Raw genomic sequence first — 21,646 nt, 5'->3', positions numbered from 1 at the left:
CAGCCGGTTCGGACATTAAAAGCGAGCTCTTATACCCATGACGATTTTGAATCGAAACACTCAATCGAACGCAGATCATCAAGGGCTTGCCAGCTTCGGGCCGGAGTTCGACCTCGAGATCCGGAACGTCAGCAAACGTTACGAGTCTCTCCACGCGGTCAATAACAGCAGCCTCTCAATCCGTAAAGGCGAGATCATTTCATTTCTGGGCCCCAGCGGCTGCGGAAAATCCACGCTGCTGAATATGATAGCCGGGTTCGTTACCCCTGATGCAGGCGACATCCGGCTCGCCGGGCAATCGCTCATCGATCTGCCGCCCCATCGGCGCGAAACCGGGATGGTTTTTCAGCACTATGCGCTGTTTCCGCACATGACAGTGAAGGACAACATCGCTTACGGCCTGGAAGCACGGCGCCAGCCTGCAGCGCTGATCAAGGAGCGTGTGCACACCATGCTATCACTGCTTAAGCTCGACAGCTTCGGTGATCGCTATCCGGCAGAGCTCAGCGGTGGCCAGCGTCAACGTGTAGCGGTCGCACGCGCCCTCGCTCCCCAGCCCAAAGTGCTGCTGCTCGATGAGGCGTTGAGCGCGCTGGATAAAAATCTGCGCGAGGAAATGCAGATCGAGCTATCACTGCTGTTACGCCGCCTGCAGATCACCACCATCATGGTTACGCATGATCAAGCTGAAGCCTTCGCCATCAGCGATCGCATCGCTATTATGGAGGCTGGCCACATCGTACAGGTTGGCACGCCAGAGGACGTCTACCGCAATCCGGTTTCAAGTTTCGCATTGCGCTTTCTTGGCTCTGCCAATGAACTGCCGGCAACCCTCAAAAAAACACCCTCCGGCACAACAGACGCGGTTGCGCAAAGTGGGGTGCGAGCTTCCAATATCGATGCAGGAAATCATGGCACTAAAGCCAGTATCTTTATTCGTAGTGAGGATATCAGATTATCGCCGCGCCCCACCCTCGCCCATCCCGAAAAGCCGGGCAAAATCACTCTTGTGACATTCCTTGGTTCCATCTCACGCTATGTGATTGATCTCGACGGCTTACAAATCGTTGCCGATTATCCTGCTGATTTCAAAGCACTAACGGTTGGCGATGAAGTGTACCTTGATGTTGCACGCGAGCACATCCGTGTAATGCAGACGGGGACAGCCGCATGACTACAGCCCTTACAGCCCCAACCCAACCGTCGCCATCTCTAGGCATGAGATGGCGACGCCGGATGGCGGGGGCGGCACCATGGCTATGGCTTGCTCCGGCGATTGCGTTATTCGTGCCATTTTTCATCGTGCCGATGGCGGTTGTGTTCCGCAACAGCCTCAACCGCGATGATCCACTGGCGCTGATGGTCAGCGACGTCACGCTGGAGAACTATACCAGCATTCTGACAGATCCATATTATCTGACGGTGTTTTCCAACAGCATCGCCGTCTCGCTGGGGGTTACGCTTGGCACGCTGATACTGGGCTATCCCTTCGCCTACTTCCTGGTGCGATACGCCAGGTCCTCGCGCGGTTTCCTCTTGTGGGCAGTCTATCTGCCGTTGATGGTCAGCGTGATTGTGCGGGCATTCGGCTGGATTGTAATCACCGCCGACACGGGTCTGATCAATTCAATTCTTATGGCAACAGGCATACTCCACAAGCCGCTGATCATGCTGTTCGAACTGGAGAGCATGGTGCCTGCGATGATCCATCGGTATCTACCGCTGATGGTACTACCGCTGATCAATTCCATCGGCAAGATCGACGATACGCTCTATTCCGCCTCTTCCAATCTCGGCGCGGGCCGCGCACGCACCTTCCGGCGGGTGATCCTGCCCTTGAGTGCACCGGGAATTGTTGCGGGCAGTCAGCTTGTATTCGCGAATGTCCTGAGTGATTTCGTCATTCCGAACCTGCTTGGATCCACGCGCTTTCGTATGCTTGCGCCGGTGATCTATGAGGAAGCCGCAGTGCATGTTGCGTGGGCAACTGCGGCAGCACTTGCTATCGTGATGCTCGTTGTTGTCACAGCAATGCTGTTCATCTCAAACTATACATTCCGCCGTCTGGCGCCCTGGGCAAGGACACTCTGACGTGACAAACCATCGCCAATCAGAAGACCGTTTTGCGCGCCGCATGCTCGCTATCTACGTAGGCGGAGTCTGCATATTTCTGATCGTCCCGATCCTGCTGCCGATGGTGATTTCCTTTTCCAGCAGCGCGCGCATCGAGTTCCCGCCACCGGGTTTCAGCCTGCAATGGTATGAGGCAGCGCTCAGCAATGAACATTTCCGGCGCGGCTTACTGAACAGCCTCATCATCGCCTTTGCATGCGCACTGCTTTCTACAATTGCAGGCACAGCAGCGGCGATTGCCCTCAACCACTACAAATTTATTGGCAGAACTTCGGCGCAGCTTGTTTTGATGATGCCGCTTGCCCTGCCGGCTGTGGTGAAAGGGTTGGGCATCATGTTCGTGCTGCCCTCCTATGGTCTGTCACAGGGAGTTCTGGCAACTGTCTTCGCACACTGCGTGCTGGGCATTCCGTATGTCGCCTATCTTGTGCTTGCAACATTAGCCAACTACGACTTAACGCTTGAACAAGCCTCGCGAAACCTCGGCGCATCGGGCTTGCGTACCTTCATAAAGGTCACCTTCCCTCTGATCAAACCGGGGGTTGTTGCGGGCGGTGTGTTTGCGTTTCTGATGTCCCTCGACAACGTCTCGCTGTCACTGTTCACGGCGGCCGGCGATACACTGCCGTTGCGTCTGATGCAGCACATTCAGCACAATGCCGATCCAACGATTGCCGCCGTCTCGACATTCCTGATTGTAGCGGCGTTGGTTATAATGGCATTGTTCGGGCAAGTTATCCGGCAACGCCAGCTGAGCGGCCTGAAACCGGCAAAGTAATATTCACCGGTACAATCAAAGTATCGCCTGGGTCATTGGCCTTGGTAGCGACACTATATAAAGAAACCGCTCTCACCCTGATTTGATGCAGCCTGCCCATCATCTCACACAAGATTGATATAGTTGCGAATTATGGAAGTCTGACACAGCGCAAATATATTCAATGGACACGAACCGCTTAGATCACCACACCGATACAAGCCTATGCCTAAGCTTCAAAAGTAATGGCGATGTATTCTCATTATACATCGCCATATATAACATATATCCTATTACCATCTAATAATACAGGCTATGTCTTACGGGAAGAAAGCTTATATAACTTTAAGGCAAATTTGCCTCTGACCTTATCTGCATGGCTAAACTCTGTGGGAGCTGCCCCCACGTGATTGGCAATCGATACTCTTACCCGCTCTGCAAATTCGCTTGGTGTCTCATTATCGTGTCTTCTGGCTGTCTCCATTATATCCATTTCTACCGTTACATAAGGCATTGCAAAAACCCAGAACATATTGACTGCGTGAGACGCGCCTAAAGGATGGATATTGAAAGAAAACGCCGGATTAACGCGAAGCGCTACAGGTATGACATCTGTGTCAAAAGAGAAGAAGAACTTCTCAAATCGGAACAATCCCCTTCCATCCGCGATGGTGCCTTCAGGCGCAACACATAGTATTCTTGGAGATGGCGATTTTTTCCACTCTTGAATATCACGCAATAAAGTACGGAGATTATTTATAATAAGTATATGTCGATCAAAAGATTTTATAACAGCGCCGAAGAAATGCTTATTGAAGCTGCTCTCATTCGCAGATGGATCAGCTGCAATGATTGTTGTATTTTCAATAGAGGCAATTACAAGAGCATCAGCGAGTGATACATGATTGTAAACCAGAACAGAAGGTAACCCCGTATTTTTTACTTCTCCCGTTTTCTTAACACGCAAGCCACTTGTAAGGAGCGTTAGTTTATAGATACGGTTTTTCCAGGATGGTAGTGGGACAGCCGCCGCCAAAAGGGCGAAAATACCGGCCATCAGCACGCGGAAAAGCACAAGAAGTAGACCAAACGGCAGATAAAGGATGGCCCACCATGGCAATCCTTTCTGGCCTGCGAACCTGTTCAAGGAGCATGGTAGACCTGAATTCATGCCCGTATACTCATTACTATTCGTGGAGGCGTGCTTTCCTAAGCTCATCACGTTTCGTAATGGGCTCAAGTATAGATAAGCCCTTTTCAAAAACCCGCTCACCCCAGTACTTATTTGCGTCGATTGATTGCTTAACATGCTTAACCCCTGAGATTTCTAGCGTGTTTTCGTATTTCAGACCGAACTTTTCATTCAGCTTCCATGCTCGCTCATTCTTCTCAACGGTAAGCGCGATGGCTCGTCCAATTCCTCTCTTGGCAAGCCCTTCTTTCAGAGCATAAACAAGGGCTTCCGGAGCATATCCACTACCCCAGAAAGCACGGTTTACTCTTCCACCAAAATCAACCTCTCCATCACGAACCATAAAGCCAACCATGCCGACGAACCGACCATGACTTTGCTCGCGCACAACCCAGCGAGAGAAGCCATGCTCCGCTTCATGAGCTATAAACCCATTTATCTCAGCTTCGGCTTTACTGATATTTCGCGCCTCACCATTGCCAATATAGCGCATGACACGCTCATCGCCTATAAGTTGAGCATAATCATGAACGTCCGCTTTATTCCACTCAGTAAGTAAAAGACGAGGTGTCTCAGCAATAATTCTTGCAGAAATCCCCAAACGAGAGTCACCAACCATCTAGCGTCTCCGACTTTACTAACACTATAGTGCAAGCATCATAGTCAGAGAATTTAACGCCCATGTCAACATAATCTGTAAATAAAATTACAAAAATGATATATAAAGTATAATTTAGTAAATTTTTTAAATAAGCAAATATAAATTTGAAATGAACAGAAAACAGAGAAATCCTCCGATTAAATATCCGCTTAACACATCTATTATATAATGTTTTTCGAGAAGGACTCGTGATAATCCAATGCAAATTATAATTAATACCCAAAACACCGATATTATTCCGGGCGAAAAATATGCCAAGGAAAGCAAAATGGCCGCAGAATTCTGAGCATGAGCAGACGGAAAGCTCCATCCGTGCTCAGCTTTCGCATCAATATGTTCAGCAACTGGTCGCGGTCTTTTTATGATACTCTTGAGAACTGCGTTAACGACCTCAGATACAAGCAACAGCACAAAGAGACCGCCGCCCAGGGTTAAGTCAACACTGCATACACCCAACAATAGAAATATAAACCCGGGTGTCTTACCCAGCTCTGTAAACCCCTGAGATACTACTGTTAAATTTAATCTTGTATTATATGCAGATAATTTCTTTGATAGCACCCTATCTACATATAAAAAATTTTTTTTAATTCCGTATCTGAGATTTTTGTATGTCATGCTACATCCATTTATTCACCCATCACAATCCAACATATACCTCAAATAACTGTCGTGACGCTGACATAACGCGCATGATGGCAGGCTGGCCGTTATCGCCAGCCATCAGATTACCCAAATATGGCCAGGAATTTTTAGCTCAGCAAAAGCCTTCGATGCGCTTTAGATGATAAAACATCGGATGCAACAATACCAAAACATCAAGTCTGGATCAGATCTACATCCATGCTCAGAAAATGAATAAGATCCGAAAGCCCTTCACCCAGCAATGTAACATGCCCACGCAATGCCTGGCTTGCGCCCAGACTATCGCCGCGGAAGATAGCATCCATCACCTCATTATGCTCGGGGATGGATTTGCTCATCCGATCCGCCTGAAAGGTGATGATCCGCCGGTAAGGTGAGGTTTTGACAGTCAGCCGGCGCAGCTGATCCTGCAACACCCGGTTATGGCTAGCAGCCGCAATCACTTGATGAAACGCAATGTTAGCGGAAAAGAAGGCGTCGGCATCGCCCCTAAGCACTGCTTCTTCGCATGCAGCGTGCGCCTTGATCATCTCTTCTTTCTGCGCGGGGGTTATTCTGCGCGCGGCTTGCCCGGCAGCCAGCGCCTCAAGCTCAGCAACAACACTGAACGCATCGAGCAGATCAGCAACCGCAAGCTTTGCTACTTGCAAACCCTGCTTGCCACGCGACACAACAAGCCCACTGGCCGCCAACCGCTGCAACGCTTCCCGCACCGGTGTGCGTGATACACCATATTGCTCCGCAAGCTGACGCTCATCCAGCCTGTCTCCAGGTTTTCTCCTGCCGTGCAGAATTTCTTCTTCCAGCCGTGTGGCCACCTCCTCCGAGAGAGAAAGAGTTTCCGCTTGAGACATGCCCTATTCCTAACGCCAACCTGGAGATGTTGCCATACATAATGCCAACGACAATGCTTTGAAAAACATACACACATAATCATTGCGTCTCCAGCCTTATCCGGCATGCGATAATAAAACTTTGGTGCACAACTATAAGCAAGAACCATCAGCCGATGGGATAAAACCCGTCACAGTATAGCGGTAGCTCCTCTCCTAATTGTCACTCCATTGTTCTGGATCACGCTGACACCCCGATTCTATGCGTTCGTCCTTCAATAATTTTCCATGCCGTTCGTTATTTTTGGTATACACAATTGACACGCGTGCATGCATTGCGCATAGTTCATCAGGCGCAACGATCCTGACGAACGCCGAAAGCAACGACCAAGGGAACCAGCCAAGGGGTATTGGATATGAGGAGCTTTGAGCTCAGAAACGCCCATTTCGACAGGCTCGTTAATACGCCGGATTTGAAATGGCTTGGACAGAACACCAATCACGCCAAGCTGCATCCTGCGGTTATTGAGGCGATGGAGCGTTGCATCCAAGATGAGGAATTTCACATCTACGCCCCACCAGCTGGCCTTGAAGAACTGCGCGCTGGCATTCTGGATGATCTAGGCCTGCAGGGGCTTTCAACGCTGGTTTCTGATGGTGCGGTCGCGTCGCTTTACCACGTCTGCCACACGTTCCTGCAGCCGGGCGATGAGTTCATCACCACCGATCCGACATGGAACTGGCCAATGGCATTTGCGCGGTCTGTCGGCGCGACGGTGAAACAGATACCAATTTATGGCGACGAATACGGTTATCGCCTCGCTCCAGAGCGTCTTGCGGCTGCAATTACGCCTAAAACCAAAATGGTGTATCTCGTCGACCCCAACAACCCGCTAGGCACAGCCTGCACACCGGAAGAGATCAAGGCGATCGTCAAGATTGTGCGTGATGCTGGTGCTTATCTGATCCACGATTGCACCTATCGCCATTTCGCCTATCACCACACACTTGCCGCGACGCTATATCCTGAAAAAACGATTACGGTCTATAGCTTCTCCAAATGGCTTGGCCTTGCGGGATTACGCATTGGTGCTGTCGTTGCGCATGGCAACGTTGTTGAGCAGCTTGCGAGTTCGCCCCCGAACAATCTTGGTTCCAGCATCTTCGCCCAGCGCGCGGCAGCAGCCGGCCTGCGGACGAAGGCGGAGTGGTTCCCGGCTGTACTCGCACAACAACGCGATAACCAGCGGCTCATCAAGGACGCATCCGAGAAGATTGAGGGCCTGAGGATGCCCGTCTACCCATCCAACGGCAACTTCATAGTGCTTGAAACACTGGGCGCCGGCGTATCGCCAGAAGCGTTGGTAGCGGAATATCAAAAGCACAAAATCATGATCCGTCAAGGAGCCTATCACACACCCACTTTCGGCGATCGGTTCGTAAAGGTCAGCGTCAGCGTGCCCCAGGAGTGGGTGCAGGAGTTTGTTGATCTGCTGCCAACGCTGATCGAGCGTGCCCGTGGCCGTAATGAAGCTGTGAAGCTCTTCTGAGCTGCGCCTGAAAAGCAAAACACAATATCGAATATCTCAGGAGGGATACTATGGATCTGGCTCTCAACGGCAAAAAGGTATTGATTACAGGCGCGTCACAAGGCATCGGTGCGGGCTTGAGCAAGGCTTTTGCTGAAGAAGGTTGCGATGTTCACCTTGTCGCACGCTCCAAAGACAAGCTAGAGGCAATCAGGGATGACATCCTGAAAAACCACGACGTCCAAGTCACCATTCAGGCACTCGATCTTACCTCGGAAGGCGCGATTGAGAAGGTGCTGGAGGCTGCAGGTAACGTCGATATCCTGATCAATAACGCGGGCGTTATTCCAAGCGGTAGCTTATGGGATATCGACGAGAAAAAATGGCGTGACGGCTGGGATTTGAAGGTTTTCGGTTACATCAACCTCACCCGCGCGATCTATCCGCGTATGAAGGAGCAGGGCGGCGGCGTCATCATCAACAATATCGGCAATGGTGGCGAGGTCTTTGATCCTAACTACGTCGCAGGCACCGCCGGCAACGCCAGCCTGATGGCATTCACCCGTGCGATGGGCGGCTGCAGTCTTGATGATAACATCCGCATCGTCGGCGTGAACCCTGGGCCTGTCGATACGGACCGTATCTACAACATGCTCAAGAAGCGCGCCAAGGAATGGCATGATGATGAAAGCCGCTACACGGAACTGCAGAACCGCTACCCGCTGAAACGCCCTGCGCATATTCACGAAATTACCGATCTGATCGTGTTCCTCGCATCCTTCCGTTCGGGCTATACTTCGGGTGCGATTTTCACAGTTGACGGCGGCATTACCTCACGCCGTTCGGTTATTTAAACGAAAAAGACCGGTTCGGGAGACACACAATGGGTTTCGTCACAACGAGCGATGGCCTGCAACTTTACTACGAAGAGGCAGGCTCCGGACCGGTGATCGTGTTTGTGCACGAGTTCGGCGGGAATTACTGGAGCTGGGAGCCTCAGCTCAATTATTTCTCGCGCCGTTATCGTTGCATCACGTTTGCAGCGCGCGGTTATGCTCCCTCTGACATTCCGGAGGATGTGGAGCGCTACTCACAGGCGCGTGCTGCCGATGATATCGTGGATGTGATTAAGGCTCTTGGCGTTGAAAAGGCTCACATCGTGGGTCTCTCAATGGGCGGCTTCGCTTGCCTGCACGCAGCGTTGCGACATCCTGATCATATCCAGTCAGTTGTCGCAGCAGGCGCCGGATACGGCGCTGAAAAGGCACATGAGGCATACTTTAAGGGCGTGTCAGAACAGGTCGCAAAGAACTTCGCAGAGCGTGGCGCAAAAGACTTTGCGCCGGTCTATGCCTCAGGTGCCTCACGGGTTCAGTTTCAGAATAAAGATCCGCGCGGATGGGCACTGTTTGCCGAGCGCCTGGGGCAGCACTCATCGATTGGCGCGGCCAACACCATGAGAGGCGTGCAGATGCGCCGCCCCTCTCTTTACGATCTGGAAACAGAGCTCTCTGCATTACAAGCCCCCACGCTTGTAATTGTCGGCGATGAGGACGATCACTGCTTGCAGCCCGGCTTCTTCCTCAAACGCACCATTCCGAGCTGTGGCCTATCGGTTTTCCCAAAGGCTGGTCACACGCTCAATCTGGAAGAGCCAGCGCTCTTCAATAGCACAGTCAGCGAGTTTCTGGCGCAGGTTGAGCTAGGCCAATGGAAGCCCAGAGACCCACGCGCCAACCCGGCACAAATCATGCGCACAGATTGAGGTGCGCCCAACTTTTATACACCTTCTCTTCCCCAACTGAACGACAGCGCCGCGCGGGCCTTAAACCCATATCGGCACTGTCGTCTTTTTTTGCAGTCATCCCGTCTGCTCAGTACATAACCACGCTGCGGATGCTCTCGCCTGAGCGCATGAGATCAAACCCCTTGTTGATTTCATCAAGGGTCAGAATGTGGGTGATCATCGGATCGATCTCGATTTTTCCGTTCATGTACCAGTCCACGATCTTCGGCACATCCGTACGCCCACGCGCACCGCCGAATGCCGTGCCCTTCCACGTACGTCCAGTCACAAGCTGGAAAGGACGCGTCGAGATTTCCTGCCCTGCACCGGCAACACCGATCACAATGGACTCGCCCCAACCACGATGCGACGCCTCCAGCGCCTGACGCATCACCTTGGTATTGCCCGTACAATCGAAGGTGTAATCCGCCCCGCCAATCTGGTCAGCACCACGCTTGGTGAGGTTGATCAAATAGGGCACGATGTCCCCCTCAACCTCTGCAGGATTGACAAAGTGCGTCATGCCGAAGCGCTCGCCCCAGGCCTTTTTGCTGTTGTTGAGATCAACACCGATGATCATATCAGCGCCTGCAAGCCGCAAACCTTGAATGACATTGAGACCAATGCCACCAAGGCCAAACACGATAGCGGTCGCCCCTTCTTCCACCTGCGCTGTATTCAGCACCGCACCAATGCCCGTGGTAACACCGCAGCCGATGTAACAGATCTTGTCGAATGGCGCTTCCGGGTTCACTTTAGCCAGCGCGATCTCCGGTACAACGGTATGGTTCGCGAAGGTCGAGCAGCCCATGTAGTGATAAATCCGATCCTTGCCGATAGAGAACCGCGATGTACCATCGGGCATCAGCCCCTGCCCCTGCGTGCTGCGGATGGCCGTGCACAGGTTCGTCTTGCGCGACAGGCACGAAGGGCACTGGCGACATTCCGGCGTATAGAGCGGGATGACATGATCACCCTTTTTCAGGGTAGTAACACCGGGGCCGACATCCACGACAACACCCGCTCCCTCGTGCCCTAAAATGGCCGGGAACAAACCTTCAGGATCAGCACCTGAGAGCGTGAACTCATCTGTGTGGCAAATGCCGGTCGCCTTGATCTCAACCAGCACTTCACCAACGCTTGGGCCCTCAAGATCAACTTCCATGATCTCCAGCGGCTTACCTGCAGCAACTGCAACAGCGGCACGTGTTTTCATTGATCTCGTTCCCTTGAATAGCTGGTGAGATTACCCTCAACCCATCAAACGCGCGGCATGCCAGCGCAAATGATCTTCGATAAAGGTGGCGATGAAAAAGTAGGAGTGATCATAACCATCATGGCGACGCAAAGTCAGCTTTTGCTGTGCGCTCGCGCAGGCCTGCTCCAGCAGGTGCGGCTTCAGTTGCACATCCAGAAAATTATCGGCAAGCCCCTGATCGACGAGAATATCCGGCACGCGCGCACCATCCTCGATCAGCGCGCAGGCGTCATAGGCCCGCCAGCGGGCGCGGTCCTGCCCCAGATAATTCCTCAGCGCCTTCTCACCCCATGGACAGTTCATGGGCGAAACGATGGGTGCAAATGCGGATACTGACTGGTATCGATCAGGGTTCTTAAGTGCCATTGTCAGCGCACCATGCCCACCCATAGAATGTCCAGCAATACCTTGCCGACTGACATCAACCGGCAGCCGCCCCGCAATCAGCGCAGGCAATTCTTCAACGATATAGGTCGACATCTGATAATGCGTATTCCAGGGCGCTTCAGTTGCATCAACATAAAACCCCGCCCCAAGACCGCAATCATATGCGCCTTCAGGATCGTCCGGCACACCTTCACCGCGCGGGCTGGTATCAGGGGCAATCAAGACAAGCCCCAACTCAGCCGCTACGCGCTGAGCGCCGGCTTTGACTGTGAAATTTTCTTCAGTGCACGTTAATCCGGAAAGGAACCACACAACGGGTGCGGCCTCATGCTCGGCCTGTGGCGGCACGAAAGCCGCAAAGCGCATCGCAGTGCCGGTTGCCAGTGATTGATGTCGATAAATATATTGTGTGCCGCCGAAACAGCGAACAGCGGAAACGACTTCAAGTGATGTCGCATGCGGGCTTATCCATGACATGGCGTACTATCTCCCTACACAAGGTATAGCATCATGCACTGTCAGAGGCACCCTCCGCGGCGATTCAATCACATGCTATTAAAAGCGAACATCGTTTTTGGACTTGGTGCATAAACAAATAACTTAGAGAAAAATAACGACAGAGATTTGCATTTGTCTTGATTGCGGATTTGTCTACCCACTGCTGCAATACGTGTGTAATCGCCATCAAAATAATGCCCTCTCTCAAGCGGCACCCGTTGAGCTTGCCCTAACTGAGATGCTGGGTATCTTTTTTCGGCAACTCTCTTGCCATAAATGCACTGTGTGCGATCTGGCTGCAGCGCAAAAAGCCCCCAGCACCGCGACACCTCACTGTAAAAGCCATTCACCGATTGATCTGTCGATATCGCGTCAGCCACCATCACCCGAAAACAATAAGCGCCAATGCCTACACTGCCTCCTTAGGTTCAATGACAGCAACCGGCAGATCGGACACGCCATGATCACCGCCGCCGCCCATTTTAACGGCTCCCTCGATTATCGCCGAACGAACTGCATCATCGCTCTCTGCGCTCACGAACTGGGCTTCATCAAGCGCCGACTGGAACGTGGTTATGCGCGCCATTTCGCTTTCAGGAGCGATGACACGCCACGGATCCGACAGCGCCTCAGTTGGAATTGAGAGCGCGAACAGTCCTTCCCCGGTTGATACCTGTGGTGTGTCGAAGCAATATGTACGATCCGTCCGCAGTACCGGCTGGAAATCCACACTGATCGCACCGCCCAGCGTATTAACCGGCGCCTGCGCAACCACCGCATAAGCAAACGCTGCGCTTTCACCCCGGCCAATTACAATCGGATAAAAATAGCGCTTCAGCTGCAGGCCATTCTCTACCTCACGAGCCAGATCCTTAAGGTCATCAGAAACGTAGTGACATTCTGTCGAAGCTGGACTTGCAGCCAATTGCGCACGCACGCGATCCATATCAAGCGCGATCGTGATGATACCCGCACGTGCAAGCGCTTTTATGTCATCAACCTGCGCTTCCGCATTGTCTGCATCCATCATGACGATGGAGATACCGCGCACCGGCACTGCTGCCCGTGAGACTTCGACCTTGCCGAAAATCTCGGTGTCCATTTGCATCAACGTCACCTTGGGCCCAATGAGGAAGGTCAAGATTATGTTGCCGAACAAAAATGTGCCTATCCCCAGCGCACCAATCGCCACCACCCCTGCTACAATCCGGAACACCAGCCCCGTTTTCATTTCCTGCAATCCTTATTCATTATTCTCTGTACTGGTAAGACGAGCCGGTCGTGTGGACACAAGGGTCGTCGCAGCGATCAAATCTATGGCAACACAAGACCGCCCGGGTTAGCGAGATGGGGCGAAACCCAGACTGGATTATATTTTTCCTTATAGGCACGCAGCCCATGAAAACCATAGAAATGTTCGCTATGGCACGCAGCGAAAGCGACAAACTTGTGCCAATCCGGCGCAAGTCGATGACAGGAGAAGCCAGACAGCGGCGCCATAACCAGCTTAAACCAGCTATAGCCACGCTTAGTGGCTTCCAGCATAACGAAAATGCGTTGAATTCCAGCTATCGCAGGCAAGCTGAGCAGAGGCTCATGTATCAGCTAAAGCCACCTCCTGAATGCCCGGCAGCTCCGGCCCCACGGGCACAATGCCATTCGGATTGAGAGTTTTGATTGAGTAGTACCCCTGCTTGATATGATCAATGCTCACTGTTTCCCGCACACCTGGCATGGCAAGCAGGCGCAGAAGATAGGCGCTTAATAACGGATAATCAGCAAGAGGGCGCAAATTGCATTTAAATAGCCCATGATAAGCTGCATCAAAGCGCACAAGGGTAACAAATAGCCTGACATCGGCTTCAGTCAGTCGCGCCCCGAATAGATATGGCCCTTTTTCGGCAAGGCGGCTTTCCAGCGCATCAAGCATGTCAAATACGTCCGCAAAGGCTTCTTCGTAAGCTTCTTGCGTGGTCGCAAAGCCAGCCCGATAGACCCCGTTGTTGAGCTTCGTATAGATCGCATCATTCAATGCATCGATGTCATCCTGCAGATCAGCAGGATAGAGATCAAACTGACCACTCGCCAACGCGCCAAAACCTGCGTTAAACATGCGCAAGATATCAGCGGATTCATTGTTTACGATTGTCTTGCGTTGCTTATCCCACAGCACAGGTACGGTCGCACGCCCCGTATAATGCGGATCAGCCAGCGTATAAATCTCATGCATATAGGTTGCACTGTTAAGCGTATCGCGATCAGCACCCGGATAACTCCCGAAACGCCACCCCTGCTCAGTCAATGCAGGCTCAACGATACTGACAGAGACAACTTCATCCAGACCTTTCAGCTTGCGCGCCATAAGTGTGCGAGAGGCCCATGGGCAAACCAGCGCGACATAAAGATGATAGCGACCGCTTTCGGCCTTAAACCCTGCATCACCTGTAGGGCCCGCGCTGCCATCTGGCGTTACCCAGTTTCTGAAACCAGAAATCTGCCTTACGAAACCACCCTTATTGTCAGTTGCCTGTACGGGCTGCCAATCGGTCGTCCATTTACCGTCAACGAGCATCGCCAGATTTCCTTTCCTCCACTCAATGCAGAGCATGGGCGCATGGTTGCCTTAGCTATATATTTTATCAGTCAGAGCAGCCGCAAGAACAACCGCTGCCCTGAATATTTTGATGAGATAATAGCTGATACATATTTATTATCATGATGTGTATTGGTCGAAGTCTCCCTCTGCGCGCCCATAGCGCTGGTACGGTTCGCATGATAGGCACTCAGCAACGTAATGTATGAGCCTCATGAAGCATCCAGATAACGAATTACCCGCGCTAGTGCTGTTTCGCAGCGACCTGCGCCTTTCCGACAATCGCGCACTCGCTGCCGCCGCAGCGGCAGGCGGGCCGATTTTGGCTGTCTATATCCACGATGCTGCTGAAGCAAAACGGGGCGGTGCATCACTCTGGTGGCGGCATTATTCGCTCAAACGTCTTGCAGAAGACCTCGCACGCCAAGGCATACCGCTCATACTGAGGGCGGGCGATGGTGCCGCAATCGCGGAAGAACTGATTGCACACGGCACATGTGGTGTATTCTGGAACCGCCGCTACAGCCCCGATGCCATTGCAGCGGATAGCCACCTCAAAGCAACATTGCGCGCACGTGGCATATTGGCGAAAAGCTTCGAGGGGCATTTGCTCCACGAGCCATCGCTGATGAAGACCGGCGCAGGGGGCGCGTATAAGGTTTATACGCCATTCCGCAACGCACTGATGCGCGGACCTGAGCCACGGTCACCAGTCGATGCTCCCGCCTCGTTAAAACCATGCATTGGCGATATCGCTTCAGTACCGCTCGATACGCTTATCCCGCTGCCGCAAACTCCAGATTGGGCAGGCGGATTGCGTGACAACTGGACCCCCGGTGAAGCGGGCGCGCAGAAAGCGCTTGATGATTTTCTGGAGAGCACAATAAGCGGCTACGCCACGCGCCGCGACATCCCAGGCATTGTAGGCACCTCGCGTCTGTCACCGCATCTCGCGCATGGCGAGATCACGCCTTACCAAATCCTGGATGCCCTGGCACAGGCCAAGCCAGACAATGACAGTGCAACATTCCGCAATGAGATCATCTGGAGAGAATTCTGCTACCATCTGCTCTTCCACTATCCTGACCTCGTAAAGACCAATTACAATCCCGCCTTCAACACCTTCCCCTGGCATGATGACCCAGCCGGTCTGCGTGCCTGGCAGCGTGGTCAGACTGGTTATCCAATTGTTGATGCGGGGATGCGCGAGCTCTGGCACACGGGCTGGATGCATAACCGCGTGCGAATGATCGTTGCCTCGTTCCTGACAAAGCATTTGCTGATCGACTGGCGAGCCGGTGAGGCGTGGTTCAACGACACTCTCGTCGATGCCGACCCGGCCAGTAACCCCGCCAGCTGGCAGTGGGTTGCGGGATCGGGCGCAGATGCTGCCCCCTATTTCCGCATCTTCAACCCGGTACTGCAAAGCCGCAAATTTGACCCCTTAGGTCACTATCTACGCCAATGGTTGCCAGAACTCGCAAACATGCCCGATAAGCACATCCACAGCCCATGGGAGGCATCAGCGCAGGTGCTGAGGCACGCAGGCGTTACCCTCGGCAAAACATGGCCTCACCCGATTGTCGATCACACCTTCGCCCGAAATCGTGCCTTGGAGGCTTGGCAGGAAATCCGTTAGCTTTCCGCAATCGCCTGTCCGGCCGCCCAGCCGGATGACCACGCCCACTGAAAATTGTAACCGCCCAGCCATCCCGTAACATCAACAACTTCGCCAATGAAATAAAGCCCTGGCACTGCCGCTGCCTGCATCGTTCGCGAATTGAGGCCTGCTGTATCGACACCACCCAGCGTCACTTCAGCAGTGCGGTATCCTTCCGAGCCAATCGGATTCAATGTCCAGTTCTTGATAGCATCGGCGAGCGCCATAAGCCTTTTGTCACTCATGTCGCCAATATTGCCATCCGCCTCAAAGATATCAGCCAGATAAGCGGCGAGACGCTTCGGGAATAGCTCTGCCATAATAGTCGCAATGTTCTTGCGGCCATCCTGCTGCCGCCGTTCACGCAGCACTTGGTATACATCCACACTTGGCAGCAACGACACTGTTATCGGCGTTTTCTCCCTCCAGTAGGATGAAATCTGCAAGATCGCAGGCCCCGAAAGCCCACGATGCGTAAACAGCATCGCCTCCTCAAAGGTAATTTTGCCGCATGAAATACGCGCATCAATGGCAACACCCGCCAGCGATTGGAAATCAGCCAGCACATCCTCGCCAAAGGTTAGCGGCACAAGTGCGGGCCGTGTCTCGGTCAAGGCAAGCCCGAACTGCTCAGCAATCTGATAACCGAGGCCGGATGCGCCCATCTTAGGAATCGACTTACCGCCGCAGGCCACAACGAGATTGCGACAGGTTACATTATAAATGCTCCCCTGTTCCTCAAGCTGCAGCGTAAAGCCACCTTCCGTGCCAGATAGCGCTCGGATATGGGTTTCAAGGCGCAGCTCAGCGCTTACCTTCTGCATTTCCTCAAGCAGCATCTCGATGATTGATTTTGCGCTGCCATCGCAAAACAACTGCCCCAATGTCTTTTCATGATAGGCAATGCCGTAGCGCTCGACCAGCGCGATAAAATCATGCTGAGTGTAGCGGCTGAGTGCAGACTTCGCGAAATGGCGATTGGACGAGATAAAACACTGCGGCTTCGCATGCAGATTGGTGAAGTTGCAGCGCCCCCCACCTGAAATACGGATCTTCTCGCCCGGCGCTCTTGCGTGATCGATCACCAGCACACGCGCGCCACCAACGCCCGCTTGCGCAGCGCACATCATGCCAGCCGCGCCAGCGCCAAGAATAACAGTGTCAAAGTTTTGTGAATTACGTGCCATGCGGCATGACTAGCCGAAGTTGAGATGCATCGCTAGCAGCATATTTAACTTTCTGCTGCCGCATCAGGTGCCAAAGCGATCAGCGCTTCATTGACGCTATGAAACAGACGATCCGGCCCCAGTTTAGCCAACACACCAAAGCGCTGAATCGCCTCTTGCGCACGCACGGATTCCAGCCGCGAGATAGCGAGTTGAACTTGATGTTCATGGCAGTAGTCAACAACCTCAAGCAAAGCCTGAGCGGCGGTGTAATCAATATCCACGATACTGCTTGCTTCGATCACGACGAGTGAAGGTCGCACCTCCGCTGCTTCAATGATGCGCAGCACGCCCGCCTTGAATGCCTCAGCATTGGCAAAAAGCAACGGCGCCTGAAATGCGATGACCGTGATGCCTTCCACAGTCTCACCTATTCCTGCGCGGCCTGGAGGCCACCAGATGGTTGTGCCCGGCAAGCGATGCAACACAATGGGGCTCGTGCGCGTATACACCGCAACACCATGCAATAGCGAAAGCCCAATACCGATTGCAGCCCCGGTCTGGATGGGGAGCAGCACAATCGCGATAATCGTCAACAGCACAAGTCCGCCTTCAACCGGTGACTCTCGTGCGATTTTGACGATCGTTTCATACTGAAAAATGCGCTTTGCCACGAACATCAAAACGCCCGCAAGCGCCGCCTGCGGCACGTGCGCCAATAACGCACCGCCCCATAACGCAAGCATTAGAATAAACCCCGCCGCCGTGAGCGCTACCCATTGTGACGTACCGCCAGCAGAAACAACAACGCCCGTTCGTGGCGGACTGGCATTTACCGGAAATGCCCCAAAAACGCTCGCCAGAAGATTGCCCGCACCAATGCCAATAAAATCCCGGTTAACGTCAGGCGCAGCGCCCTCCGTACGAAACGAATGGCTGACAGCCGCCGTCTGCATCATAATAATCAACGTAACAATCAAGCTAACGGGAACAAGCTGCGCCCAGTCATTCATGGCGGGGAATGCAAACTGCGGTAACCCCCGCGGCAAAGTGCCGAGCACACCAACCCCGCGCTGCTCAAGCCCCAAGACCAGCGACAGCAATATTGCAGCGATCAAGCCAATCAAAGCACCAGGAATACGCGGGCTTATCTTTTCCGAGATCAGCATGAGCGCCAGCACACCACCTCCAATCCCGGCCGACCATGGATTGATTGCAGGTAGATGATGAATGATACCGACAACGCGTTGGATCAAGCTACCTTCCGTTTCCACGATGCCCAACAACCCCGGCAGTTGGGACACCACGATATGAACAGCGATGCCCGCGATGAAACCGGTAATCACCGGGGTCGATAACAGGTGAGCAATCCAGCCAAGCTTCAGCGCGCCACATACAACGAGCATCACCCCCACCAGAAGCGCCAGCGCCACCGCCGCAGATTCCAGCGAAGCCGTGCCCGCAGCCACAAGTGCAGCGAGCAAACCTGCAAACAAAGGTGTGATGGTTGAATCCGCCCCCGCCGTCAGCACACGGCTTGCACCGAAAGCGGCGAAGCCAAGCGTTGCGGCTATAAAGGCATAAAACCCCACCTGCGGCTCAAAGCCGCCCAATCGTGCAGTTGCTATCTGTTCGGGAATAGTGATGGCTGCAAGCGTTACACCCGCAAGAACATCGCGCCCGAAAGAGCCGCCCGAACGCCCGCGAAGCGCACTGAACAATATGGCGAAGCGCGGTACTTTAGCTACCGTCTTGCCCTTGCCTGCATCACCATAAGTCATATCCGCCATCCATTCGCGGCCTAAACAAACATTGTTTCATGGCAGCAATAGCTGATCTATAATTTTTGCTGCGCATGGAGCCTTTCCCTTTTATATATCGCTCCACATCATGGCAGCGTTTTTGCTTGGGTAACGTATATATTTGGAGACTATCATTGATTCACGCTAATACTATTCACGCAGAAGTTCACAATGATATGCTTCGCATTGCATTTAATGGACGACTGGATACAGCCACAAGCATGCAGATACAGAATGAGGTGATGTCGATCATTGAAAATACCCCCCATTCCCTTGTTTTTGATTTAGCGAAGGTCGACTTCGTAGCCTCTGCTTTTCTCCGCCTCTGCATTCTCAGTGCACGGAAGGTGGGTATGGAACGTTTTCTTCTAACAAATGTTAATCCAGCCGTTGGCCGGGTATTTAGCATCGCCGGCCTCGACAAACACTTAAAAATCACATGAAGCTAACACTGCGCGCCTCTCTCGATGCCTTGCCTATGCTGCTGGATAGCGCCGACTCGGCGTTACATGGCTATGGCATTGATGATGAAAGTTGCGCCACTATTCTGCTGTCGATTGATGAAGTGTTCAGCAATATCATCCTTCACGGACAGCTGGATGCGAGTTCAGATGTGATTCAATTCACACTCTCGCCCGACAAGGATGGTGTTAGCATTGACATTTGCGATCCCGGCCCTCCTTTTGACGCTGCAAAAGCAGCACATTCCGCCGCCGCCTCTAACGGCCCGATAAGTGATATTCCAATAGGTGGCTGGGGGCTTCTACTCGTGCAAGCCTTCACAGCCAATATTCAATACGTGCGTGAAAACAGCACAAATCACATCAGGTTATCTTTCAAGCTGCCGTTAGCGACTGACGGCGTAAAATCATCAGTGTGATATCGTCTTCCTGTTCACCATCGGCATGCTTCATTACGGTTGCGGCAATATCTTCAGCGGCTTCATCAACTGGTTTGTTAGCCAAGGCATGCATAAGCGTTTTCAACCGCTCCTCTTCATAAGGATCATTTTTACACGTCCCAGCCTCTGTCACCCCATCGGTATATAGTAATAACGCATCCCCAGGTTGCAGCACGATGCCTTGTTCAATGTATTGCTCATCCGCAAACACACCCAGCAATGCACCGCTGCTATTGAGCTTTTGAATATCACCGTTTCTACGTCTCAAGAATGGCGACGGATGGCCTGCACAGACATACCTTAACAGTCCTGTCGGCAAGTCATAATGAGCAAGGAATAGGCTGGCGAACATAGCATCAGGGTTCTGCTGGGCTAATGCTTTATTAGCTGCATGGACCGTTTTCCCAGGTGATTGTCCGGCTACGCTGAAGTTGCGCAAGGTCGTACGAATAAGCGCCATATAAAGCGCAGCCGACATGCCCTTGCCACACACATCCGCAATGACCAGTACCAGCGTGTCACCATCCAGCATGAAGTAATCATAGAAATCACCGCTCATCATTGCGGCTGGTTTGCATAATGCATAAAGCGCATCATCGACAGAGGATCCGAAAACAGGCCGTGAAGAGGGCAGTAGATTACGCTGGATATCACGCGCCAGCGTCATTTCCTTCAAGATAGCCTGTCTTGCCTCAGCCTCATGCATGCGATCGGCCATGGCAACCTGAAGATCATCCAGCATTCGGTCAAAGACCTGAGCAAAGTTTCCGATTTCATCCTTTGCGCCAATTTCACCCACACGCAGTGCGAGATTGCCCTGCCCTACCGCATGCGCCACTTGATTAAGGCGTACCAGCGGCTGCGTCAGATGCCGGGTGATCAGGATTATAGCGATCAAGATCAAGCACAGGATGACCAACGCGATGAGCAAATGCCATTGCAAATGATCATAAACATCATGCAGCACCTTGCCCTCATCCACCAACGCGACAAGGCTCCATCCGGTACTGGAAACGGGCGCATACGCAAGCCAGAACATCCCCTTACCATCCAGAGGATCACGCATACGCACGACACCGCTTTCGCCCCCCACCATACTGAGACCAGCTTCAATCAGCTCCGGTAAATTGAGCGCCTCCGCCGCGCGAAAGAGATTCACATTATTGCGCAAATTCACAGGTGTGCGCTCAACTGGCGGAAGTGGTGAAAGATAGTTGCCTTTCTCATCAATCAACCGCGCATAACCGCCCCAAAGACCTTCCCATTGAGGATTGGGGTTAACATTCTCAAGTAGCACATCGACAGAAACGACCCCTTGAGCATTATCTGGCCCCTGGAAAGGAACGCTGTAAGTCACTGCTTTTGCATTATGAAAATACGCATCGATATACGGGCCGCTCCACCTTGGCCTGTTTCGTTTGATAACTTCCCCAAACCAACGTTGGGTTGTGTAGTTAATTTTCGCTTCAGCTGGCGACCGAATTCTTGCCTCGCCAATGCTAAGGTCCACATAGATTTCATCTGTCCGCACAGAAGAAACGTAGAAAATTGATGCGCTATAAATGAGCGGATTTTGAGTTAAGCTATTTGAAATTACTTTCTTTAGCGCGTCATCATCATACGCATCAATCTCTTTAAGCAAACTGGCAGTTGAGCGCGCAACTTGAGCAATAGCGGTAAAGCGGGAATCCAAAGCAGCGGCCTGATACAGCGCTGACTCCCGCATGTAATTCTGCAAATCAGTAATATCTACTGCGCGCTGAGTATTATATTCATAAATCATCATCCCCGTTTGCACCAACATCAAAGGAATACAAATGGCAATGATTAATCTGAAGTGAAGTG

22 protein-coding genes are annotated in these 21,646 nt (G+C 52.5%); 9 read left to right on the top strand and 13 right to left on the bottom strand.

The genetic code is table 11. The features are described from left to right. Nucleotides 1-37: 37 nt before the first annotated feature. Genes VRZ32_RS11860 through VRZ32_RS11850 form a run of 3 tightly spaced genes read left to right on the top strand, consistent with a single transcriptional unit; the run spans nt 38 to nt 2,911 of the window. Nucleotides 38-1,174 carry an ABC transporter ATP-binding protein gene (locus VRZ32_RS11860; protein ID WP_414525927.1) on the top strand — a complete coding sequence of 379 codons (1,137 nt, stop codon included), beginning with the start codon at nt 38-40 and terminating at the stop codon, nt 1,172-1,174. Then, nucleotides 1,171-2,091, top strand: coding sequence for an ABC transporter permease (locus VRZ32_RS11855; RefSeq protein WP_414525926.1), 921 nt, complete (start codon nt 1,171-1,173; stop codon nt 2,089-2,091). Before VRZ32_RS11860 ends, VRZ32_RS11855 begins: the two co-directional genes overlap by 4 nt. A gap of 1 nt (nt 2,092) precedes the next feature. Next, entirely contained in the window at nt 2,093-2,911 is an 819-nt protein-coding gene (locus tag VRZ32_RS11850) for an ABC transporter permease (RefSeq protein ID WP_414525925.1), read from the top strand. A gap of 292 nt (nt 2,912-3,203) precedes the next feature. Here VRZ32_RS11850 and VRZ32_RS11845 read toward each other — a convergent pair whose 3' ends face one another. The 4 genes from VRZ32_RS11845 to VRZ32_RS11830 all read right to left on the bottom strand — a co-directional run bounded on the left by VRZ32_RS11845 (nt 3,204) and on the right by VRZ32_RS11830 (nt 6,242). Beyond that, entirely contained in the window at nt 3,204-4,061 is an 858-nt protein-coding gene (locus tag VRZ32_RS11845; protein WP_414525924.1) for a 1-acyl-sn-glycerol-3-phosphate acyltransferase, read from the bottom strand. Between the two features lie 16 nt (nt 4,062-4,077). Continuing rightward, a complete protein-coding gene (locus VRZ32_RS11840; protein WP_414525923.1) occupies nt 4,078-4,701 on the bottom strand; it encodes a GNAT family N-acetyltransferase in 624 nt (207 codons plus the stop codon). 126 nt (nt 4,702-4,827) lie between these two features. Continuing rightward, a complete protein-coding gene (locus VRZ32_RS11835) occupies nt 4,828-5,361 on the bottom strand; it encodes a phosphatase PAP2 family protein (protein WP_414525922.1) in 534 nt (177 codons plus the stop codon). 200 nt (nt 5,362-5,561) lie between these two features. Then, nucleotides 5,562-6,242: a GntR family transcriptional regulator gene (locus tag VRZ32_RS11830; RefSeq protein ID WP_414525921.1), complete on the bottom strand. Its 681-nt coding sequence runs from the start codon at nt 6,240-6,242 to the stop codon at nt 5,562-5,564. A 395-nt stretch (nt 6,243-6,637) separates the two neighbouring features. Here VRZ32_RS11830 and VRZ32_RS11825 point away from each other — a divergent pair, with 395 nt between their 5' ends. The 3 genes from VRZ32_RS11825 to VRZ32_RS11815 are packed head-to-tail and all read left to right on the top strand — an operon-like array spanning nt 6,638 to nt 9,515. After that, nucleotides 6,638-7,771, top strand: a complete 1,134-nt coding sequence (locus VRZ32_RS11825) for a pyridoxal phosphate-dependent aminotransferase (RefSeq protein WP_414525920.1) — start codon at nt 6,638-6,640, stop codon at nt 7,769-7,771. 50 nt (nt 7,772-7,821) lie between these two features. Next, nucleotides 7,822-8,604, top strand: a complete 783-nt coding sequence (locus tag VRZ32_RS11820) for an SDR family oxidoreductase (RefSeq protein WP_414525919.1) — start codon at nt 7,822-7,824, stop codon at nt 8,602-8,604. A gap of 29 nt (nt 8,605-8,633) precedes the next feature. Beyond that, on the top strand, nt 8,634-9,515 hold the full coding sequence (locus VRZ32_RS11815) for an alpha/beta fold hydrolase (RefSeq protein WP_414525918.1): 882 nt from the start codon (nt 8,634-8,636) through the stop codon (nt 9,513-9,515). Nucleotides 9,516-9,624: 109 nt separating this feature from the next. Here VRZ32_RS11815 and VRZ32_RS11810 read toward each other — a convergent pair whose 3' ends face one another. The 6 genes from VRZ32_RS11810 to VRZ32_RS11785 all read right to left on the bottom strand — a co-directional run bounded on the left by VRZ32_RS11810 (nt 9,625) and on the right by VRZ32_RS11785 (nt 14,251). Then, complete coding sequence (locus VRZ32_RS11810; protein ID WP_414525917.1) at nt 9,625-10,752, bottom strand: S-(hydroxymethyl)glutathione dehydrogenase/class III alcohol dehydrogenase; 1,128 nt, start codon at nt 10,750-10,752, stop codon at nt 9,625-9,627. Nucleotides 10,753-10,788: 36 nt separating this feature from the next. After that, the gene (fghA, locus tag VRZ32_RS11805; RefSeq protein WP_414525916.1) at nt 10,789-11,658 is read right to left on the bottom strand and encodes an S-formylglutathione hydrolase; all 870 of its coding nucleotides are present in this window, start codon (nt 11,656-11,658) and stop codon (nt 10,789-10,791) included. Nucleotides 11,659-11,726: 68 nt separating this feature from the next. After that, complete coding sequence (locus tag VRZ32_RS11800; protein WP_414526207.1) at nt 11,727-12,062, bottom strand: AcvB/VirJ family lysyl-phosphatidylglycerol hydrolase; 336 nt, start codon at nt 12,060-12,062, stop codon at nt 11,727-11,729. A 26-nt stretch (nt 12,063-12,088) separates the two neighbouring features. Continuing rightward, complete coding sequence (locus VRZ32_RS11795) at nt 12,089-12,910, bottom strand: hypothetical protein (RefSeq protein ID WP_414525915.1); 822 nt, start codon at nt 12,908-12,910, stop codon at nt 12,089-12,091. 83 nt (nt 12,911-12,993) lie between these two features. Continuing rightward, nucleotides 12,994-13,224, bottom strand: coding sequence for a phosphatidylglycerol lysyltransferase domain-containing protein (locus VRZ32_RS11790; RefSeq protein ID WP_414525914.1), 231 nt, complete (start codon nt 13,222-13,224; stop codon nt 12,994-12,996). 49 nt (nt 13,225-13,273) lie between these two features. Beyond that, the gene (locus tag VRZ32_RS11785) at nt 13,274-14,251 is read right to left on the bottom strand and encodes a glutathione S-transferase family protein (RefSeq protein WP_414525913.1); all 978 of its coding nucleotides are present in this window, start codon (nt 14,249-14,251) and stop codon (nt 13,274-13,276) included. Between the two features lie 235 nt (nt 14,252-14,486). On the opposite strand from VRZ32_RS11785, the gene VRZ32_RS11780 reads away from it, so the two are divergent. Further along, nucleotides 14,487-15,911, top strand: coding sequence for a cryptochrome/photolyase family protein (locus tag VRZ32_RS11780; RefSeq protein WP_414525912.1), 1,425 nt, complete (start codon nt 14,487-14,489; stop codon nt 15,909-15,911). Here the strand turns inward: VRZ32_RS11780 and VRZ32_RS11775 are convergent. Then, nucleotides 15,908-17,119, bottom strand: a complete 1,212-nt coding sequence (locus VRZ32_RS11775; RefSeq protein ID WP_414525911.1) for an NAD(P)/FAD-dependent oxidoreductase — start codon at nt 17,117-17,119, stop codon at nt 15,908-15,910. The two genes, VRZ32_RS11780 and VRZ32_RS11775, sit on opposite strands and share 4 nt — an antisense overlap. Nucleotides 17,120-17,163: 44 nt before the next feature. Then, nucleotides 17,164-18,879 carry a SulP family inorganic anion transporter gene (locus VRZ32_RS11770; RefSeq protein WP_414525910.1) on the bottom strand — a complete coding sequence of 572 codons (1,716 nt, stop codon included), beginning with the start codon at nt 18,877-18,879 and terminating at the stop codon, nt 17,164-17,166. Nucleotides 18,880-19,034: 155 nt separating this feature from the next. On the opposite strand from VRZ32_RS11770, the gene VRZ32_RS11765 reads away from it, so the two are divergent. Then, a complete protein-coding gene (locus tag VRZ32_RS11765) occupies nt 19,035-19,343 on the top strand; it encodes an STAS domain-containing protein (protein ID WP_414525909.1) in 309 nt (102 codons plus the stop codon). Next, the gene (locus VRZ32_RS11760; RefSeq protein WP_414525908.1) at nt 19,340-19,780 is read left to right on the top strand and encodes an ATP-binding protein; all 441 of its coding nucleotides are present in this window, start codon (nt 19,340-19,342) and stop codon (nt 19,778-19,780) included. Before VRZ32_RS11765 ends, VRZ32_RS11760 begins: the two co-directional genes overlap by 4 nt. On the opposite strand, the gene VRZ32_RS11755 is transcribed toward VRZ32_RS11760, so the two are convergent. Beyond that, nucleotides 19,737-21,527, bottom strand: a complete 1,791-nt coding sequence (locus tag VRZ32_RS11755; protein WP_414525907.1) for a SpoIIE family protein phosphatase — start codon at nt 21,525-21,527, stop codon at nt 19,737-19,739. The genes VRZ32_RS11760 and VRZ32_RS11755 overlap by 44 nt on opposite strands. Nucleotides 21,528-21,646: the final 119 nt, after the last annotated feature.

It is taken from the genome of Pseudochelatococcus sp. G4_1912 (genome assembly GCF_047501465.1).
Lineage (GTDB): Bacteria > Pseudomonadota > Alphaproteobacteria > Rhizobiales > Beijerinckiaceae > Pseudochelatococcus.
The sequence above is the reverse complement of the archived record's forward strand: the minus strand, read 5'-3'. Positions and strand labels throughout refer to the sequence as shown.

Bases quoted from the DNA above. Each gene is read 5' to 3' on its own strand.
- VRZ32_RS11780 (WP_414525912.1), top strand. From the start codon at position 14,487: ATGAAGCATCCAGATAACGAATTACCCGCGCTAGTGCTGTTTCGCAGC.
- VRZ32_RS11830 (WP_414525921.1), bottom strand. From the start codon at position 6,242: ATGTCTCAAGCGGAAACTCTTTCTCTCTCGGAGGAGGTGGCCACACGG.
- VRZ32_RS11775 (WP_414525911.1), bottom strand. From the start codon at position 17,119: ATGGCACGTAATTCACAAAACTTTGACACTGTTATTCTTGGCGCTGGC.
- VRZ32_RS11795 (WP_414525915.1), bottom strand. From the start codon at position 12,910: ATGAAAACGGGGCTGGTGTTCCGGATTGTAGCAGGGGTGGTGGCGATT.
- VRZ32_RS11785 (WP_414525913.1), bottom strand. From the start codon at position 14,251: ATGCTCGTTGACGGTAAATGGACGACCGATTGGCAGCCCGTACAGGCA.
- VRZ32_RS11755 (WP_414525907.1), bottom strand. From the start codon at position 21,527: ATGCGGGAGTCAGCGCTGTATCAGGCCGCTGCTTTGGATTCCCGCTTT.
- VRZ32_RS11770 (WP_414525910.1), bottom strand. From the start codon at position 18,879: ATGACTTATGGTGATGCAGGCAAGGGCAAGACGGTAGCTAAAGTACCG.
- VRZ32_RS11860 (WP_414525927.1), top strand. From the start codon at position 38: ATGACGATTTTGAATCGAAACACTCAATCGAACGCAGATCATCAAGGG.
- VRZ32_RS11845 (WP_414525924.1), bottom strand. From the start codon at position 4,061: ATGAATTCAGGTCTACCATGCTCCTTGAACAGGTTCGCAGGCCAGAAA.
- VRZ32_RS11840 (WP_414525923.1), bottom strand. From the start codon at position 4,701: ATGGTTGGTGACTCTCGTTTGGGGATTTCTGCAAGAATTATTGCTGAG.
- VRZ32_RS11835 (WP_414525922.1), bottom strand. From the start codon at position 5,361: ATGACATACAAAAATCTCAGATACGGAATTAAAAAAAATTTTTTATAT.
- VRZ32_RS11820 (WP_414525919.1), top strand. From the start codon at position 7,822: ATGGATCTGGCTCTCAACGGCAAAAAGGTATTGATTACAGGCGCGTCA.
- VRZ32_RS11810 (WP_414525917.1), bottom strand. From the start codon at position 10,752: ATGAAAACACGTGCCGCTGTTGCAGTTGCTGCAGGTAAGCCGCTGGAG.
- VRZ32_RS11790 (WP_414525914.1), bottom strand. From the start codon at position 13,224: ATGCTGGAAGCCACTAAGCGTGGCTATAGCTGGTTTAAGCTGGTTATG.
- VRZ32_RS11815 (WP_414525918.1), top strand. From the start codon at position 8,634: ATGGGTTTCGTCACAACGAGCGATGGCCTGCAACTTTACTACGAAGAG.
- VRZ32_RS11855 (WP_414525926.1), top strand. From the start codon at position 1,171: ATGACTACAGCCCTTACAGCCCCAACCCAACCGTCGCCATCTCTAGGC.
- VRZ32_RS11825 (WP_414525920.1), top strand. From the start codon at position 6,638: ATGAGGAGCTTTGAGCTCAGAAACGCCCATTTCGACAGGCTCGTTAAT.
- fghA (WP_414525916.1), bottom strand. From the start codon at position 11,658: ATGTCATGGATAAGCCCGCATGCGACATCACTTGAAGTCGTTTCCGCT.
- VRZ32_RS11800 (WP_414526207.1), bottom strand. From the start codon at position 12,062: ATGGTGGCTGACGCGATATCGACAGATCAATCGGTGAATGGCTTTTAC.
- VRZ32_RS11760 (WP_414525908.1), top strand. From the start codon at position 19,340: ATGAAGCTAACACTGCGCGCCTCTCTCGATGCCTTGCCTATGCTGCTG.